This is a genomic window from Taishania pollutisoli, from assembly GCF_014518315.1.
GTDB classification, from domain to species: Bacteria; Bacteroidota; Bacteroidia; order Flavobacteriales_D; family Crocinitomicaceae; genus Taishania; species Taishania pollutisoli.
In genome coordinates this window covers 149,118-168,243 of record NZ_JACVEL010000003.1, presented here as the reverse complement: position 1 = coordinate 168,243, position 19,126 = coordinate 149,118, and the positions used below count along the sequence as shown (strand labels likewise).

The 19,126-nt window shown below is 38.5% G+C and carries 16 protein-coding genes; 2 read left to right on the top strand and 14 right to left on the bottom strand.

Annotated features, from left to right (window positions below; translation table 11 throughout):
• Nucleotides 1-24 precede the first annotated feature (24 nt).
• The 14 genes from H9Y05_RS06145 to H9Y05_RS06080 form a co-directional block, all read right to left on the bottom strand.
• On the bottom strand, nucleotides 25-3,315 hold the full coding sequence (locus H9Y05_RS06145) for a hypothetical protein (protein WP_216713773.1): 3,291 nt from the start codon (nucleotides 3,313-3,315) through the stop codon (nucleotides 25-27).
• 163 nt (nucleotides 3,316-3,478) lie between these two features.
• Nucleotides 3,479-4,237: a response regulator gene (locus H9Y05_RS06140; RefSeq protein ID WP_163490191.1), complete on the bottom strand. Its 759-nt coding sequence runs from the start codon at nucleotides 4,235-4,237 to the stop codon at nucleotides 3,479-3,481.
• 11 nt (nucleotides 4,238-4,248) lie between these two features.
• On the bottom strand, nucleotides 4,249-7,335 hold the full coding sequence (locus H9Y05_RS06135; RefSeq protein ID WP_163490192.1) for a PAS domain S-box protein: 3,087 nt from the start codon (nucleotides 7,333-7,335) through the stop codon (nucleotides 4,249-4,251).
• 890 nt (nucleotides 7,336-8,225) lie between these two features.
• The gene (locus tag H9Y05_RS06130; protein WP_163490193.1) at nucleotides 8,226-8,417 is read right to left on the bottom strand and encodes a hypothetical protein; all 192 of its coding nucleotides are present in this window, start codon (nucleotides 8,415-8,417) and stop codon (nucleotides 8,226-8,228) included.
• An 88-nt stretch (nucleotides 8,418-8,505) separates the two neighbouring features.
• A complete protein-coding gene (locus tag H9Y05_RS06125; protein WP_163490194.1) occupies nucleotides 8,506-9,129 on the bottom strand; it encodes an AlbA family DNA-binding domain-containing protein in 624 nt (207 codons plus the stop codon).
• 72 nt (nucleotides 9,130-9,201) lie between these two features.
• On the bottom strand, nucleotides 9,202-9,918 hold the full coding sequence (locus H9Y05_RS06120) for a zinc metallopeptidase (RefSeq protein WP_205729524.1): 717 nt from the start codon (nucleotides 9,916-9,918) through the stop codon (nucleotides 9,202-9,204).
• A 154-nt stretch (nucleotides 9,919-10,072) separates the two neighbouring features.
• Entirely contained in the window at nucleotides 10,073-10,666 is a 594-nt protein-coding gene (gene folE, locus H9Y05_RS06115) for a GTP cyclohydrolase I FolE (protein ID WP_163490195.1), read from the bottom strand.
• A 21-nt stretch (nucleotides 10,667-10,687) separates the two neighbouring features.
• Nucleotides 10,688-11,119, bottom strand: coding sequence for a 6-pyruvoyl trahydropterin synthase family protein (locus H9Y05_RS06110; RefSeq protein ID WP_163490196.1), 432 nt, complete (start codon nucleotides 11,117-11,119; stop codon nucleotides 10,688-10,690).
• 115 nt (nucleotides 11,120-11,234) lie between these two features.
• Nucleotides 11,235-11,675: a PepSY-like domain-containing protein gene (locus tag H9Y05_RS06105; protein WP_163490197.1), complete on the bottom strand. Its 441-nt coding sequence runs from the start codon at nucleotides 11,673-11,675 to the stop codon at nucleotides 11,235-11,237.
• An 89-nt stretch (nucleotides 11,676-11,764) separates the two neighbouring features.
• On the bottom strand, nucleotides 11,765-13,345 hold the full coding sequence (locus H9Y05_RS06100) for a DHA2 family efflux MFS transporter permease subunit (RefSeq protein ID WP_216713772.1): 1,581 nt from the start codon (nucleotides 13,343-13,345) through the stop codon (nucleotides 11,765-11,767).
• Nucleotides 13,346-13,354: 9 nt separating this feature from the next.
• Nucleotides 13,355-14,437: an HlyD family secretion protein gene (locus H9Y05_RS06095; protein WP_163490199.1), complete on the bottom strand. Its 1,083-nt coding sequence runs from the start codon at nucleotides 14,435-14,437 to the stop codon at nucleotides 13,355-13,357.
• A gap of 11 nt (nucleotides 14,438-14,448) precedes the next feature.
• Nucleotides 14,449-15,714 carry a TolC family protein gene (locus H9Y05_RS06090; protein ID WP_216713771.1) on the bottom strand — a complete coding sequence of 422 codons (1,266 nt, stop codon included), beginning with the start codon at nucleotides 15,712-15,714 and terminating at the stop codon, nucleotides 14,449-14,451.
• A gap of 3 nt (nucleotides 15,715-15,717) precedes the next feature.
• Nucleotides 15,718-16,329, bottom strand: a complete 612-nt coding sequence (locus H9Y05_RS06085; protein ID WP_163490201.1) for a TetR/AcrR family transcriptional regulator — start codon at nucleotides 16,327-16,329, stop codon at nucleotides 15,718-15,720.
• 154 nt (nucleotides 16,330-16,483) lie between these two features.
• Nucleotides 16,484-16,720, bottom strand: a complete 237-nt coding sequence (locus H9Y05_RS06080) for a hypothetical protein (RefSeq protein WP_163490202.1) — start codon at nucleotides 16,718-16,720, stop codon at nucleotides 16,484-16,486.
• A gap of 141 nt (nucleotides 16,721-16,861) precedes the next feature.
• Here H9Y05_RS06080 and H9Y05_RS06075 point away from each other — a divergent pair, with 141 nt between their 5' ends.
• Together H9Y05_RS06075 and H9Y05_RS06070 are read left to right on the top strand one after the other, a co-directional pair.
• On the top strand, nucleotides 16,862-17,983 hold the full coding sequence (locus tag H9Y05_RS06075; protein ID WP_216713770.1) for a glycosyltransferase: 1,122 nt from the start codon (nucleotides 16,862-16,864) through the stop codon (nucleotides 17,981-17,983).
• Nucleotides 17,976-19,097 carry a glycosyltransferase gene (locus H9Y05_RS06070; RefSeq protein ID WP_216713769.1) on the top strand — a complete coding sequence of 374 codons (1,122 nt, stop codon included), beginning with the start codon at nucleotides 17,976-17,978 and terminating at the stop codon, nucleotides 19,095-19,097. Before H9Y05_RS06075 ends, H9Y05_RS06070 begins: the two co-directional genes overlap by 8 nt.
• Nucleotides 19,098-19,126: the final 29 nt, after the last annotated feature.

The following is a 19,126-nucleotide window of genomic DNA, read 5'->3' as shown; positions in this document are numbered from 1 at the left end:
TTCGTATAAATCAAACAAACTATTCTACAAAACAGAATTGAAGTATTGATTGGCTTTGTCCTTGTAATATTTATTGTAAACCGGATCAACTGTTCGCAACAATTCAATTTGCTTCAATTTCTCCTTGTTATACTGATCAAAACGAATTAGGTTACTATTATTTTGATTTTTTCCTTCATTGGATTCTCTTTTTTCTTCGAAGCCACGCTCTCTCAATGCTTTTTCGGATTCCAATAAACGCGTTAAAATATCTTGCTGGCGACGGATAAATTCAGGAGAGAATCGTTTATTCACCAAATCATCCTGTTGTTTTTCCAATTCTTTCAGTAAAGGATTCAATTGATTTCCGGCACCCTTTCCTTCTTTGTTTAATTCATTTTTTAACTGCTCCAGCTTCTGACGAATCGCACTTTGCTCAGCTGCCATCTTAGCGATTTCTTTATTCCCCAATCCAAAACCACTTCCTTCTCCTTGTTTTTCACCAGGTGCATCTCCCGGTTTTTTACCTCCCGGATTCGATCCTTTTTCCAACTGCTCCAATTGTTTTTTGAGCATTTCTTTCATGTTGCCCATCCCCTGCCCGCTTCCCGGACTTGGTTTTCCACTACCTCCCGGATTTTCACAAGATCCTGATCCCTGCTGTTTCATCATTTGCTGCATTTGCTGCTGCATCTTCTGAAGAGATTCATTCAACATCAGAGCCAGGTTATTGTACGAAGTCATTGCCAATTGCTGGTGGGAAGAAATTTCTCTCATCTTACGTTCTCCTATTCCATCCAACGCTAATTTTTGATTGGACTTAATCCCTCTGAGTTCCTCATCTACAAACTTAGAAAGCATCGGTTGGCGTTTAGCCAGTTCATACAAACTATCGCTTACAGGAATTGTGTTGTCGACAATCGTTCGCTGTTCACGTGCATATCTCCGGTAATTCGGATCATTCTGCTGAATGGAAGAAAAACGATTCATGACTGCTTCCTGATCCAGGCTCAAGGTAACGAGTGATTCCAGAATTTCACGCAACAATTCCATGTCTTCTCCCTGTTGCTGTTTGTTTGAATCTTGCTGCGCTTTATCCATTTGCTCGGCCAGTTCTTTCATCTGTTCAGATGCTGACTTCTGGTTTTGTCCCGCTTTACTTTCTTTTCCTTTTGATAAATTTTCTTTCGCGTCGTTTAATTCTTTCTGAATAGATTGTTCTTTCTCTTCTGTAGAAGGTAAGTCCATTGGTCGGTTGAGTTCTTTATTTAGCTCATCCAACTTATCCAAATCGTCTTTCAGCTGATCAAATTGATCATTGATGTCTTTTTGTTTGTCTTCAGCAGCTTCTTTTGTCAATTTTTTTGACTCAATTTCTTGTTGTAATTTTTCCTGCTGTTCGGCTAACTTCTGCAATTCTTTTTCGATCGCATCAATTTTCTCATCCACCTGCATCTTTTTGAGCATTTCCAGGCTTCTGTCCAATTGCTTGTTCATTTCTTCGGAAGACATTTTCATTTCATCCAGTGCTTTCTGCTGTCCTTCCTTGTTATTTTGTTCCAGTAATTTATCAAGATCATCCAGTAATTTGCGAAGTTCGTCATCCATGAGCTGGTTCAGAAGTTCTTCTATCATCTGTTGTTTTTCCAGAAAAGATTCATCTTCCTGGGAAAGTTGCTGTTTTTCTTCTGAGCTATGCTGCAACATTTCTTTGGTTTGCTCCAGGGATTTCAATAAATCGGAATGTTGATTTTTCAATTGGTTCAACTGGTTCTTTTGCTTCCAATCAGAAGCTTTGGAATTCAATAAATCTTTCTGCAAACGCTCCAGATCTTTCTGAAAATCTTTCGTTTTATTGAGTAAATCAGCCAGGTTTTCCTTTCCCTGTTCCTGTGTTTTTTCCCGTTCCTGGTTTAATTCTTCCAATGTAGGCAGTTTGTACAGGAACGTTCTGCTACGTGTCGATTTACTTCCGTTCACTCCATCGTTGTCTGAAACAACAAAGTAATATTCTATTTGATCTTCCAGTTGAACGTTTTCACGCATAAAATCAACTCCAAAATCAAATGGAATCTCCAGACCGGTAACCGAGCGAACCGGTAACGTTTCAGTTCGTTTTTTACCATTTTTTGAAGTAATGGTATATACAAATTTAAGAGAAGTAAGTCCGTTATCGTCTCTGACCACTCCGGAGAAAAAACGCAGGCTTTTCGACAAGGAATCTTTTACTTCTTCCACCTGAATGGAAGGATACGCATCTTTGATGACATTGACATTAAAGTTCAGTGAATCGGTTACATTCATCTGACTTCCCTTCATTTTCAATGATACAACCGAAGAGTTTTTAAATTTTTTCTGAAAACGGAACCCCTGGTTGCTGAAATTCATCACTGAATCACCCAACTGAACGGAAACATGTTGTGTATTTTTTGTAACTACATTCCAGATAACCACTGCTCCTTCCGGAACGATCATATCTCCTGCATTGTTTATAATTTCATTGCTTTTCCCTAAGTATTTCGGATAAATAATTTCTGCTTTGAATTGTCCTAAAACAGGCCTTCCAAAAATAGAAAAATCATAATCTTTACTCGTGTATTCGTTTGCTTCAAAGTAAAAACTTCCCGACTCGCTCACTTTTGGTATAACGGCAGTAAATGTATTTCTTCCTGAAACGTTCATTAATTGTTTTCCCTGGGGAGAGATCAAATAGACTTTTTGAGGAATCTCCTCCCCTACCAGTTTTAATTGGAGTTCAATGTCACTTCCTTCGGCTACTTCTTTTTTAAAATCCTGTAACTGAAATTTAAATGGTGCTTCCGGAACATAGACTGTCGAATAATTTACCACACGTTTACTTCCTTCTGTAAACAAGTCCGGAGAAAAAACAGCAAGGATCAGAAACAATAAGAAAACAGGAGCGACCCATTTTGCATACTTCAAATTTTCCTTTACATCAATCGCATCCGAAAAAGGAATGGCGGATAAACTTTCCGAACGCTGCAGAACACTTGCACGCAAGAGTTCTATATTTCCTGTTTGTCCGGTCAGGTCATCATTTAATTGCAAGGTATTCAATAACCGGTCGGAAACATCCGGAAAAAACGTACCAATGATTTGTGACGCCTGATAGCGATTGATTCGTTTTCCGAATGCATACAGCTTTGATACAGGAACAACGATAAATTTAATGAGTACGAATACATTTGTCAGGATAAATGTAAAAAACAATACTGCTCTCACCGGAGTTCCGAAACGCCCGAAATATTCCAGGGTTGTTGTAATTAAAAACGTAGCCAATAAAATTCCTATGAACCAGATAATTCCTTTAATCATCTGATTTTTATAGAATTTACGGATAAATAAATCTATCTGGTCAATCAGTCTATCGAACGCGGCAGCAGACATATATGTTTACGTATAACTTATATAAACTTACTAAGTTATGAAGTATTTTACGAACGATAAAAGATTTAAGAAAAATTTAAAGTTACACTACTCAAATCATATTAATCCGGTTGCTCAATTCTTCGCGGTAAGAACCACCTATCGGAATCATTTTCTTTTCATCTTCCAGGTACAGATTTGGAAAATCAATCGATGCTATTTTGTCCAGTCTGACAATGAATGAACGGTGAACACGTACAAATTCATCCAGTCCCATTTTGATTTCAATGTCTTTCATAGTAGAATGGATGGTGTAACGGGTATCTTTTGTGTGAATAACTACGTAATCTTTCAACGCTTCTATGTAGTAAATATTTGATTTATTGATCTTTATCAATTTACTATTGGCTTTGATAAAAATGGAATCCGTCGTATTTGCTTCTTTATTTTCAACCAGGGAATGCAAAAAATCACGTTCCTTAATGACCTCTTGCTCTTTACCATGCTTGTAAATAGCCATCTCAATGGAAGTGTGAATGTCTATTTCTTTGAAAGGTTTGATAATGTATCCGTATGGCTCCGTTATTTTTGCTTTTGAAAGTGTCGCGCTGTCGGCATAAGCTGTCAGAAAAATCACGGGAATTTTAAATTCATTTTTAATATGGTCTGCCGCTTCTATTCCATTCATCTGTCCTTTCAACATAATGTCCATCAAAATGACATCCGGTTGGAGTGATTCTGCGAGTTCAATGGCCTTTTCTCCGCTCGGAGCAGCACCCACAACGCAATATCCTAATTTTGTAAGGCTGTTTTGAATATCTTTTGATACAATTGACTCATCCTCAACGACTAAAACATTAATTTTTCCCATTTATTTTATTCCTAAAGCTTCTCAAAACTAATTAAAAAATCAGTTCCCCCATCAATTTTATAATCCAAAGAAGCATCTAATTGTTCAACAAGCGTTACAACCAGCTGTAGTCCCAGTGTATCCGTTCTTCCTATTTCAAAATTGGCGGGAAGCCCGATACCGTTATCTTTTACACGCAGGTAAATAATACCTTCCTCCTCTTTCATGGAAATGATCAATTGGTTCTTTTTTACCTGTTTATTTACAAAAGCGTACTTGAGTGAATTAGTAATCAGTTCATTCATAATTAGACCGGAAGGAACCGCCTGGTCCAGTGAAATTTCAACCTGCTGCAGGTCGTAAATAATGTCTATTTTGTAATCTTCCCGTTGGTAAAGTGCGCTGAGATTAATTACCAGGTTTTTAATGTATCCTGCAAAATCAATGGATGAAAAATTAGTCGTCCGGTAGAGGTTTTCGTGAATAATGGCCATCGAACGGATCCTGTTTCTGCTCTCCTGCAAAATACTCAATGTTTTCGGATCGTATACAAATGAACTTTGCAGGTTGAGAATACTCGAAATCACCTGCAGGTTATTTTTCACCCGGTGGTGAATTTCTTTCAATAGAACTTCTTTTTCTTTCAGGGATTCAAATGTTTCTTTCTCTGCTTGCTTTTTGATTGTGATATCGTGACTCATTAGTGAAACTTCAGAGATCGTACCTTCAATATCATAAATCGGGTTCATAAATATTTCAATCCATTTGGATTCAATTTTATTATTGAATTCAATCTCAATTTGCCTGGATTTTCCATTCAACACTTTGATCAGGAGCTCCTGAAAAACAAGAATTTCAGATCGGTTAAACAACGACTTGAAATAATCTGTGATTTTCACCCCTTGCGTAATTGCCTCACCGATGATTCCTTCAAAATAATTCTGGCTGTGTTTGTTGAAATAAGTAATTCTTCCTTCCAAATCCAATGTCATCAGGAAAATGTTTGAAGAAGAATCGTAAATAGCTTTTGTCTTCAACAACAGGTTTTCCAGCTCTTTTTCCGTTTTTATACGCTCCTTGATTTCCTTCTCTAATTTTTTAGTATTCTCTTCGGCCAACTCTGCCCGCAGTACTTCTTTGGATAATTTCACCTGCAGGGAAACGTCTTTCATAATAATCAGTAACGCTTCCGTAGCACCAAAAATGGTATTCACAATTGTCAGATCCACCAAAAGGGATCCATCATTCAATTGAAGGTTCAGCTGACTTTGAATCGGTTTTCTACTTGTTATTTTTTGCTGTAAAAGCTGTTCAAACTGCACCTGATCTTCCGGAATAAACAGTGTTGCAACATCAATGTAATCTTTTCCTGTTAATTGATACACCTCATTGTTGGCATATAAAATCGTATCATCTTTTAAAATGAAAATTCCTTCCGGCGTACTTTCCAATACGGATTGAAAGTTACGTGTACTTTTTTCCAGTGCCCGAATGGTATTGTTCTTTTCTGTTACATCATGAATCACACATTGGTGAATCACCTGTCTTCCGATAATTAATTCAACGATCGCTACTTCTGCTTCTATCGGGTTAAATCTTCCTTTAAAAATCCAGCTGAACTTAACTGTTCCGGAATGTTTTAACTTATTTTTATAGAGCTTAAGTTTTGATTGTAGTTCATCCGTCATCATGTGGGTAAGGTCCCAAATCTCACTTGCAAGAAATTCTTCCTTTGGAATACCGAAGAGCTGCATTCCCCTTCTGTTTACATCAATTACTTTATCGCCGTCCAGGAGTAAAATGGCATCGTTGGATTCTTCGTAAATCAATTTGTATTTTTCTTCACTTTTCCGAAGTGCGTTAGAGGCCTTCTGAATTTCTGATACATCTACTACCGAACCTTCAATCAGATTATTCTGGGTATCAAAATAGAAGTTAAAAACAAGCCATTTAATGGTTCCGTTCTTTAATGTAAAATGTGTTTGATAATTGTTGAATCGTTGCTTTTGTGAAATGATATCAAGCAGCTCCTTCATTTCATCGTCATCGTCAACAAAGACAGTTCCTATCTGGAATGTTCCTTCAAACATCTGTTCAAAGGTTTTATTGTAGTTGACAAGGTTGAATGAAAGATTCAGTGTAAAAACGCCGGCCTGGTTTTCATTGTACAGGTTTCTGTATTTTTCTTCGCTCAGGATCAGTTCTTCCTGTTCTTTGATTCGTTCAGTTACGTTATTGGTTTTCACCAGGAAGTAATCTTTCTTGTGTAATTTGATAGTGGAAAGAATCAGCTCAAAATTATTTTCATTGATCTTAACAATTTTGGTGATGTACTGATCTTCATTCAGAGAAAGCAGGTTTTTGATATCATTCTTCGTGAGTTTCTCATTGAAAATTTCAGAAAATTCATCTTTGGTATTGTTCTCCTTACCAGTTAAGGTTACACCGATATTTTCATCGTAATCAAGGATCTTCACCCGGTCATTTTCAACTTTAAACAAGAAAAAACCAAATTTATCTCCTTGTGAAAGTTTCTTCAGGTAGCTATTGAAATCAAAAATGGATAAGAGCATCCTGTTACGTGCATACAATGCCAGAAGTCCGGACAACGAAAGGGCGCTGATAAAACCAAGCATCAGCTCTTTCGAAATCGGTTGTTCATCATTGACAAACTGGAACGAGTAAACAAGCATGGTCAATACAAAAACAATATAAACCATTCCGAAATAGAACCGCTGAATGACAAAAATACTGATCGCAAATAAACAGTAAAAACTGTACAGATCAATGATTCTGAAATTGTGTTCAACAAGATCCAGGAATGCAAAAAATGTCATCCCGAATACATGAAAAATAAAGAAAAAGAACAATTTATTTCTGAAATACGGCACATACCAGCAAAAAGCGATGTACAACGGAAAAATCAGTGTATACGAGAGCCCCAGGTAAAAATAGGTGATGGATATTTCAGTATCTTTAACCAGGTAGCAAAAGAAAGGACTGATGAGCAGGCATACCACCAAATTAATGTATGCCAATCGCTTAAAATCATTTTCTTTCTGACGATAGGGTCTGAAATCTATTTCGTTACTTCTTAATTTCTTTAAAAATTTAAACATTTATCTGATTATCAGAATAGAATTACTGAACAAACTATATCGTTTGGATAAAATTAAGTAAAATAATTTCAATGAGATGATTTTCAGAAGTTCCTACTCTTGATAAAGAATAAAAAGAAAGAATTTAAATATTTAAAATTTTTATTCCTTTTATTAAGGCTGTTAATATGTTCAAAGAATTTTTGAATTTTCCTTTTAATTCTTAAAAAGCGGAACTTATTAGTGAGTTATCAACGGAATTTTTCGTTCAAAATACTATGTAATATAGGTTTTTAGGAGGATTATCAACAATTATTAATCGTATATCAATGTTGATTAAATATTTTTGAAATATAGCCTTAATAATGTAGAAACATGGTGAATAAGTCACACTAAAAAACCTGCTAATTTTCTTTGATATGTGCGTTTTGATTTAGTATGGTAAAATAGTTTACTTTTCCTAACATTACTTTTTGATTTTTATAAACACTAATTAACAATTTTATAAAAATTCAGGTGGATAATTTATTTTTAAACCCCTTGAATAATATGGCTGTACAGATGGACTGGATTCAGTAATGTTGAAAAGTACAGACGAATGTTGATTGGCAATGATTGTTAATATTCGGAACAGATTATATAAATAAAAGGGTTGTTTTTAGATTCTATTCCGGAAGTTCAGAGGTATTTTTCACTACGAAAAAATGTCACCACTTAACAGTTAATAGAGGTAATTCATGAATCTGTGGTTATGGAACAACGAACAGCACTGTACAAAAGTAGCTTCACTACAGTCAAGCATTTGTGCAATTTATTCAACACGATTTTATCACTCAACTTTTAGAAAAAACTTAAAATAAAGAAGCCCCCATCGATTGACGGAGGCTTCTTGTTTAATTTAGAGTGGTAAATCAGTTTACCCATTTATCATTTTTCATTTCACCAAGAACAACAACTTCTTTTGTTCTTGCATACTCTTCAGCAGCCATTAACATCTGCTCTTGAGTATCTCTTCTGATGATGATTGCTCCTGAACCTGGATTTTTCACTTCAATGTAAAATCCATTTTTTAATCTGGCAGGTTTTGAAGGTGGTCTTCCCATGATTTCAACAATTTATTTATGTAACCGTAATTGCCATAAATTTATAAAAATTCATGAATTTTCAAAGGATATTTAACATATTTTGTGCTTAAAACGCTTTGGAAAAGAAGATACTATCTCCCTGAAATGTGTAGCTTATTTTTCCGGAATAAATGAGTTGTGCCAACAGATAATCCAGTTTTTCCCGCTTGATTTTAGTTTGTTTAACCAATTTTGTTAGCGATAGCTGTTGTGCTTCAAGTTGATCAACCAGGTCATTCATTTCAGCTGTCATTTCAGTCTCAGCCGGAACTTTGTTTTTTACAATTTCCAGGTATTTTTTGAGAACAGAATTTATTTTAAAAATGGTTTTATCGCTCCGGATAACCACATTCCAGTTTCCCTCTTTGTCCTGACTGGAGTGGATGTTTTTACTTGTTGCAACACTGATTTCAACAACAAACTTATAAGTGGATTGATGCACATTGATTTCAAAAGGAACAACAGGTTTACACAAATTTTCAGTAATGTACATCAATGTACTGTAACTTTCAGAAGGTTCAGTTCCGATCACTTTTCCGTTTTTCTTTACTCCAATGAAAACAGATCCTCCTTCCGTGTTGGCAAAAGCACATAAAACATCGGCTATTTCGTGTAAATGTTCCGTATTCAGTAAAAATTCTGACTGTTGTCCCTCTCCGGCATGAATGCGTGCTTCCAGTGCATTTTCCATTTTTATTCTTGTAAATAAAAAAAGAGTTTAACTGCTTAAACTCTCTTTTTGAATGAATCTATTCTGTTTGTATTAATCGTCGTTTCTTCCCAGTAACATGGAGAGGTAATAAATCACAGTTGTGATGGCACCCAATGCAGCTACTACATAAGTTGTTGCAGCCCATTTCAAAGCATCTTTTGACTGTTCGTATTCACCATGTGTGGAAATACCGCTGTCTTTGATCCACGCTAATGCACGTTTGGATGCGTCAAACTCCACCGGAAGAGTAACAACACTAAACAAAGCAATGGCTCCGTAAGCAATACATACAATCCATAAAAGTGTATCAATTGGGAATAAGTTGTGTAAAAAAGCACCTCCAAAAATTGTTGCCATCATAATGACATTCAAAATCATACCGCTTGCATGTTGCAACGGAACCATTTTGGAACGCCAGTTCAACGGAGCATAAGCCGTTGCATGCTGTACTGCGTGACCACATTCGTGTGCCGCTACTGCTGCTGCTGCTGCGTTTCTTCCATTGTATACATCCTGTGAAAGGTTCACGGTTTTATTCATCGGGTTGTAGTGGTCTGTCAATTGCCCTTCCACACAAATCACTTTTACATCATAAATACCGTTGTCGCGGAGCATCATTTCTGCAATTTCCTTACCTGAAAGTCCCCGTTGAGAAGGAATTTCACTGTATTTCTGAAACTTTCTTTTCAAAATGAACCCTACGAGCAAACCCAGCCCCATAAAGACCAATCCAATGATCATTGCCGGTCCGAAAGAAAATCCTGTCATTTTTCTAAAATTTTAATTTAACGTAAATATAGAACAGTGACAGCAAATTCCATACATTTTCCTGTTAAAGAATGTTGGCATGCCATTTTTACACTGATCTCTGACAAAAAGACCTGCTTTTTAGCTGAAAGAATCGGTTTTAGTGCACAATACGTCAGTGCAGCTTTGCCTGGATCAAATTGATGAATTCTTTCCGGGTAGCATCGCTATCCAGGAAAATACCCGTAAAAGCGGAGGTTGTAGTGGTGGAATTTTGTTTCTGAACACCTCTCATTTGCATGCACATATGTGCACATTCAATTACAACAGCAACACCAACCGGGTCCAACGTGCGTTGAATACAATCTCTGATTTCGAGTGTAAGGCGCTCCTGAACCTGCAATCTTCTTGCAAAAGCATCAACAATGCGCGGAATTTTGCTCAAACCGACAATTTTTCCATTCGGAATATAAGCAATGTGCGCTTTTCCGAAAAACGGAAGCATGTGATGTTCGCACATCGAGTATACCTCAATGTCTTTAACGATGACCATTTCCGAATATTCTTCATGAAAAATAGCCTGGTTCATGATCTCATCCGGGTTCAGGTCATAGCCATGGGTCAGGTATTGCAATGCTTTAGCCACACGCTCAGGTGTTTTTTCCAATCCCTCCCGCTTGGGGTCTTCTCCGAGCTGCGTTAAAATATCCGTATAGTGATTCGCAATGCGTTCAGTGAGCTGATCGTTGTATTCAATTTTCTCTTTCATAAACTGATGGTTGATTGAAAGTTAATAGATATCCTTACCGCCGTAGTATTCAACGAAATTATTTTCTGTTTCTACCAGCTTTATTTTTACCAATTCTCCCCCTGCGGCATGAATCGGTTCTTTGATCCGGTCCCAAACCTGAATCACAATATTTTCAGTAGATGCCAGCATTCCCTGTAAAAAAGGAACATCTAAATTGAGGTTTTTGTGATCCAACGGCTCAATTACTTCCTGTTTGATAATTTCACTCAAGTCTTTCAGATTAATCACAAAACCGGTTTCTTCACTGGGAAATCCTTTTACGGTAACATAAATTGTAAAATTATGCCCGTGCCAGTTTTTGTTACTGCATCTTCCGAATACTTCAAAATTTTTCTCTTCTGACCAATCTTCCCTCCACAACTTATGTGCAGCGTTGAATGTTTCCCTTCTTGTTATATAAACTGTCTTCACAAATCAAAATAAAGTGCAAAGGTAGTAAATTAGAAGCAAGTTAGAAAAAGCTGTAAAAACAAGAAAGTCACTCAGATCATTCTGAATGACTTTCTTGGTTCAATCTAACCTGTTGTTATTTTTCAACAGCTAAAAACGTTCCGTTTTTGTCAAAGATAAGATCTTTTCCGTTGTTGAGCCCGATTTCTTGCCGATCATTTGATTTGGATGACCATTCTTTGATGACTGCTCCCGGGTAATTGGCAGCAACGTATTGCTTTATTTGCGCCGGAATAACACTTGCAGGAAGGGCTTGATTTGACTCTATTTCGATGATTTGATTAATACTGTTAAATGTTAATTCCACACCATTTTTCAAATTTATTTCATAAACAAAAGAAGGTGTTGACTCCTTTTCTTTATAAGCATCCTTGATGGAAGTTGCCGGGAAATGTTGTGTCACATAGGTAGTGATTTCAGCGGGAATGCTTTCCAGGGCAACCGATTCTTTTTGTTGGGAAAAACCGGTTGTAAGCGCAGTAAGGAAAAATGTAAAAACGACAAATAAATTTTTCATGACGATTTTTGTTTAGTGTTCTTGGTTTTAATGACGCAAGTTACAACATTTAGTTGGTTGATCTCTAAATTATTCACAAAAAATAACGATTAATGACCACCGGAGACAACCTTGGCTCCTTTTTTATGGCGAATCAGGAATACAACGGGAATACAGATTAAAATCAGGCAACCCACAATGAAAAATCCCTGGTCATAACTCACAATCATTTGTTGCCGGGTCAGTAAGTTATCCAGGGTCTGGTTGGCCATCTGTTGTGCTTCAATCAGTGAATATCCCTTGGATTGAAAATTTTGAATGAGCAACTGTATGCGGTCGGAAACAACATCCCGGTATTGGTTAATGTGTGCCACCATGTCGCCTCTTACTACTCCATTTGAATTGGTTAAAAATAAATTGATGAGTGCAATACCAAATGAACCCCCTAACTGACGGATCATATTGGAAAGTCCGATTGCCTGCGGAACATCTTTTCCGTCAATGCCCGAAACGGCAAGGGTTAAAATCGGTGACATCATGAATGCCATACCGATTCCTCTCAGTACAAACGGCAGGTAAAAATCACTTTCTGCGGAATCAGGAGATGAGAAGGCGAGCATCATCAGGAAAATGAAGGTCATAGATACACCCGAAATGATGATGGATTTAGGATTGACACCCGATCCCAGCATTTTTCCGACAATCGGCATGGCAAATGCGGAACACAAAGCTCCGGGAATCATAAACAAACCGGTTTGGGTTGCTGTCCAACCCAGGGAAATCTGCACAAACAGCGGAAAAATAAATACCGTTCCGAACAACATCAATCCCAGCATAAAATTCATGATTGAACCCATTACCATGTTGTAATTTTTGTACAAACGGATGTTAACAGCCGGATAATCAATGGTCAGTTCCCGGTATATAAAGGCCACCAGGCAAGCAATGGAAACGATTGTAAAGAAGGTAATTTCATGACTTTCAAACCAATCCTCGGATGTCCCTTCTTCCAGCACATACTGCAAAGAGCCGACAGCTCCGATCAAGAAAATAATTCCCCACCAGTCTATTTTTTTCGGTTTGACGGCTCCCGGTCGGTCTTTGACGAAGTTGTAACTTAAAATAGTTGCAACGATTCCGATCGGAATGTTGACAAAGAAAATCCAATGCCAGGAAAAGTTATCAGTGATATAACCTCCGATGGTGGGACCAAATGTAGGACCGAGAATCAATCCCATTCCGAATATGGCATTCGCCGTGGAAATTTTTTCCGGAGGAAACGCCTCGACGATAATTGATTGTGCGGTCGAAAGTAATCCACCACCACCTAATCCCTGGATGAACCGCCAGAATACAAGCGTCCACAAGCTGGTGGAAAGGGCACACATCAGGGAAGCAAATGTAAAAACGATGACTGACCCGGTGAAGTAATTCCGGCGACCGAACAGGTCACTGAACATACTCGTCAGTGGAATAATGATTACATTGGAGATGGCATAAGAAGTAACCACCCAGGCAATTTCTGTTGTTGTTGCTCCCACACTCCCACTGATTTCCCGCAGCGAAACATTTACAACAGTTGTGTCTAATAATTCAAGAATAGCGCAACTGATAGCAGTGACGATCAGAATCCATTTTTCCGCTCCTTTCGGATAGGTGATGGCCTCTTTTGTTAATGCGATACTATTCACGGTGTGTTTTTAGTTAACTTTTACAGATACGTAGGCACTCAGTCCCGGAAATAAAACTTCTGCCTCTTTTTCCGATAACTGATCAATCGTAATTTTTACAGGCACCCGTTGAACAATTTTTACAAAATTTCCGGTTGCATTGTCCGGAGGAAGCAATGAAAACTTTGCACCTGTTGCACCGACGAATGAATTGAGTTTTCCCTTGATCTTTAGTTTCGGGAATGCATCGATCTTGATTGTTACCGGTTGCCCGATTTGCATGTGTTCTATCTGTGTTTCTTTGAAGTTGGCAGTAATCCACAGATTGGTATTGTCAATAACAGAACAAACAGGTGATCCGGTAGTAATAAACTGCCCGACTTCGATGCTTCTTTTGGTAACAATTCCGTCGCAGGGAGCTTCTATTGTTGCATAATCCAGTTGTGTTTTAGCCAGGTTTAATTCTGCTTCCCGTTGACGAATCATGGCTTGTGCCAGTGACACCATTGCTTCCTGTCCCATTGCCTGTGATTGGCTTCCTGCAGATTGAGATTGAGAAACTTTCAGCATTTTCAATGCCGAATCATATTGTGCCTGTGCAACTTCCAGTTCAGCGGTCGCGTTGTCCCATTCTGCTTTGGTCGCCGCTTTTTCTTTATACATGTTTTGCACGCGCTTGTAATCTTCCTGAACCTTTGTTAAACGGGCTTTTGCAGAGTTGATGGATGACTGTGACGTTTCGGTAGAAAAGACGGATGCGAGGGCATTTTCCCGGGAGGCATTCGCGTTATTCTTTACAGCATCCAGGTTGGCTTTTGCATTTTCGAGAGCTGCTTCGGCTTGTGCAACTTTTGTCAGAAACTCCGTTTCATCAACGGTGATCAGTAATTGTCCTTTTTTTACCGGTTGATTGTCTGTAAAATGTACTTCTTTTACATAGCCCGAAATGGCTGTCCGGATGGGAATGATGTCTGCATCGATCTGGGCGTTATTGGTCGATTCTTCTCCGCCGCTCATAAAAAACAAGGCACCGGTGATGGCAATGACAGCAAGCGCACCGATGATAATGATCTTTTTTCGTTTTCCTTTTTTGTTTTCGTTTGTATTTTCCATTTTCGAGCGATTTAAAAATTGAATGAACCGGATGTTGCATTGATTGAAGAAATCAGGTTCATCCGTTGTATTTCGTGTACTTTTTTATTTAATGTTGCCTGTAATTCGGCGTTGAGTTGTGAGAGGTAATTGACGACAGTTATTTTCCCGTTTTCCATCTGGGAAGAAGCGGTTGCGGTTACCCGTTGTCTTTTCTCGATGATTTCATTGTCTTTTTCAATGATGCGGGAGTAAGCTTCCAATTGGGATGTTTGTGTGTTCAATGATGCCTGAATGTTGAATAAAAAAGCTTCTTTTTGAAGTTCTACCAGGCTTTTATTTAATTCCAACTTTGTCTTTTCGCGGTTCAACCCGTACAGTGAACTGATGTTCCATCTCAAGGTAAGATTGGCGCTACCGAAGAAGCGCAAATCCTGGTTGATGAAATTCGGTCCCGGTCGTCCGTAATTCCCGGATGCACCCAATGAAAGTGTTGGAATCGCATTTTTGTTGATCAGCTTGTAGCGTTGTTCCAGTAGGGTTGTTTGCAAGTCAAATAACTTCATTTCAGGACGGTTGATTTCCAGTTGAATGGCCTCCCCTCCGATCGGCTGTACCATCAATTCTGTCTGATCACTTATTTCTTTTCCGGTATACAATGAAAGCGTTTTGTACAATCCCAGCAATTGAAAAACAGACTGATCAATGTTTTGTTCGGTTTTTAATATTTCCGCAGACAGTTCGTCCAGTGCACTGGGCAGTACCATTCCGTTTTCAACACCCAATCGGATGTTTTTAGCGCGATTTTCCAGGTCCTCTTTGTACAACTGCAGGACGTTTATGTTTTCTCTACCCAGTAAAATATTGATGTATAACTGATTGATCCGTTCAACCAGTTTGTACAATTCAACTTCATTTTGCCGAATGGTTATTTCAGAAGAAGTCCGTTCTATGTTTCCCTGTGCTTTGATTCTTCCACCGTCAATGAGGGTTTGCTCCAGGCTGAGCGCCGTCATGTAAGCGTCGTGCGGAAAATCAATATTCATTCCCGGAAAATTAAATTGAACAACTTCCGTGTTATAGGTCGCCTGTGCCATAAAAGAGAGCTTTGGAAGCCAATTTTCACGCACAGCTTTTTCGTTTTGTTCGAGGAGCTGAGAAGTAACCGCATTTTGCCTGAACAAAGGATAATTTTCTTTCGCCCAATGAATACAGGAGTCAATCGTAATGGTTTCCTGTCCGGTAACAGTGGCACTGCTGATGGCAAGAACACAGATGACACGAATTAATTTATGCATACATCATTGAAATTTAAAGGTTATGAACTCTTTTACCGAATCTTTTATTTTTTCGATGTTGTCGTGTGTATTTCCCCATTCATAACCGTGTGAAATGAACATGTTTTTATAAATGGGCCCCGCAATAAAGGGGTAAGCACACAGCGATTGCAGGTTGATCATGAAGACAAACGGATCGAAGGATTTGATTTCTTTTTTATCCATGGCATCCTGTAATACATCAATCAGGAAGGGTTGATTGCTTTTGATTTGCTTGATTTTTTGTTTGAATACATCCTGGTTGAGCGTCACTTCTTTGAGAATGAAGATCGCCATCATCGGGTATTCTTCTAAAAACGTAAACATATTGTCGACAAATACAAACAGCCGGTCTTTTACAGGAAGTGAAGTATCTCCGATGACCATCATTTGCTCAAAGTATTTTTTCAGCGCACCTTCAAATACCGCATCAAATAATTTTTCTTTGTTCCGGAAATAATAGTGTAATAAGGCTTTATTGATACCGGCGATATCTGCTATCTCCTGCATCCGGGCACCATACAGACCATGCTTGGTAAATACCTCTTTTGCTGCTTTTAAAATTTTTACTTCCGTTTTTTCGTCTTTCAATTTCATTGTTTAACCTTATAGTTTAACCAAATGGTTAATTTTGGCAAAAGTAAATGATTTAATCGGGATATAAACAAAAAAGTAGAAATTAACAGATTTTTTACGATTGCTAACAACCTGAATGTGTGTCGATCAGGTAAAAACGGAAGAATGGTAAGGGTTAGCTTTTGTAGATTTTCAAGCGTAGCGGAGGCAATTCAGAATCAAAAATAGCGGAAACGAGATAAATTCCGTCCGGTTGACGGGATAAGTTGATTTCTTCACAATCAGCAGGATGTTCAATGATGATTAAGGCATTACCGAAGAGATCAAAAACAATGATTTTGATGACTTTAAATTCGAAGTCGGTAAAAGAAAGCCTGAAAACACCTTTTATCTCTTGTTGAAGCACACTCATTGTCAAAATGATTTATACAAAATAAGAGAATAATAAATGCGGATACAATACGCTGTTTTACGTAAAAACAAGGGAAATTATACGGCGATGAAACGGATAAAAAAGTACTTTTATCAAGATTTAGTCGTTCTAATACCAATCATGCGAAAGCCAAGGGCAATTGTTTCTGTTACCAATGACCTCTACACGGATCAACGTGTGGATAAGGTATGTACGTTCCTGGTGAGTCGTGGATATGATGTGCTTTTGGTTGGAAGAAATCGCAAAAACAGTTTGAAACTACCGGAACGCAATTACCGGATGCACCGGATGCACTTATTGTTTGATAAAGGTGCATTGTTTTATGCAGAATATAACCTGCGCTTGTTTTTCTTTTTGTTGGTCCGGAAGGCAACCATTTTTGTCGCTAATGACCTGGATACACTGCTGGCAAATTACACTGCAAAAGTGTTTAAGCCCGGTACCGGGTTGTATTACGATTCACACGAGTACTTTACGGAAGTTCCGGAATTACAAGGGAGAAGGGCGAAGAAAGTATGGGAAAAGATAGAGGGCTTTATTTTTCCGAAGTTGAAAACCATTTATACGGTCAATGAATCCATTGCAGAAATGTACCGTAAAAAATACGGAAAAGAAATTTTCGTCGTTCGAAATGTATCTCCGCTCTGGAACGGAACGGATTTGTCGGGAAAAGCAGAGTTAGGTCTTCCGGAAGATCGTCCCGTGATCATTATGCAGGGCGCCGGAATCAACATCGACAGGGGAGGAGAGGAGGCTGTGGAAGCAATGAAATATGTGGAAAATGCCTGCCTGGCCATTGTCGGAGACGGGGATGTTGTTCCGCAGCTGAAAGAATACGTGACGGAAAACGGATTACAGGAAAAAGTCCTGTTTTTCGGAAAGCAACCGTATCAGCGAATGATGAACTATACCCACCATGCAACAATCGGACTGACACTCGATAAAGACACAAATATCAATTACCGGTTTTCATTGCCTAACAAACTCTTTGATTACATCCATACACATACAGCTGTTATCTGTACATCACTGGTTGAAGTAAAGCGAATTGTGGAAACGTATGGTGTCGGGCGTGTGCTGGAAACACTAAGCCCTGAAGAACTGGCGGCAACCATCAATGAATTACTCGCTGATGCGCAGGAATTAACTGAAATATGCGAAAATTGTGAGCAGGCAAAAAAAGTGTTGAACTGGAAAAATGAAACAGAGGTATTGAAACAAATCTATCCGAAAGTTGAATAGCAAGGTCATTCATATCGTTTCTCTGGACGTTCCGTTTCCTCCGGATTATGGTGGAATGATTGATGTTTTCTATCGAATCAAAGCATTACATAAACTCGGGTTTTCGATTCATTTACATTGTTTTACCTATGGAAGAGGAAAACCGGTAGAATTGAAAAACTATTGTTCGAAAATTCATTTTTATGAACGAAAAAAACGAATGTCGGATTTCTTTTCATCCCGTCCGTTTGTTGTCCAGACCAGAAGATCAGACGATCTGTTGAAACGATTACTGGCAGATGATCACCCTGTTTTGTTGGAAGGATTGCATTGTTGCTGGTACCTGGAACATCCGGAAATACGGAAGAAAACAACGATTGTCCGGACGCACAATGTAGAACACGATTATTACCAGGAGCTGATGAAGTCTGCTGCCGGATTCAAAAAATTGTTTTTTCGCTCGGAATACAAGAAGTTGAAACGTTACGAATCCATTTTATCACAGGCCGATTATCTGCTGGCTATAAAAGAGGGGGACAGGGCGTATTTCGAAATCCTCAATAGCAACACATATGTGTTGCCGGCTTCGCTTCCGAAAATGGAACAGCAAGAGATAACCGAACCAAAGGGCTATTGCTTGTTTCATGGAAATTTATCCGTTGAAGAAAACAATGCATCCGCCCGGTGGTTACTGGAACATGTAATTCCGAAACTGAATGGGATTCCAGTTGTGATTGCCGGAAAGAATCCGGGGCGGGAGTTGGTTGAAGCAGCAAAAAAATGGCGTGTAAATATCGTTGTCAATCCGTCGGAAGCACACATGAATCAATTGATTGCCGAAGCGCGGATTCACGTGCTTCCTTCCACACAGGCAACAGGATTAAAGTTGAAATTGCTGGCGGCATTACAGACAGTGGGAACCGTAATTGTCAACTCCAACATGATTCAGGGAAATGACCTTGGGCAGTACTGTATTGTTGTTGATTCAGCGGAAGAATTTGTCGCTGCAATTCAGCGGGAATTTCATAAACCGATTGATTTAGCAGATCGAAAAAGGCAGATCGAAGCATTCTTAGCGCAACACGATACAACAGATGCAATCGTCCGGGTTTTTCGTGAAATACACCTGATGTAGATAGTTTTTACTAATTTCGGCTAACAAAA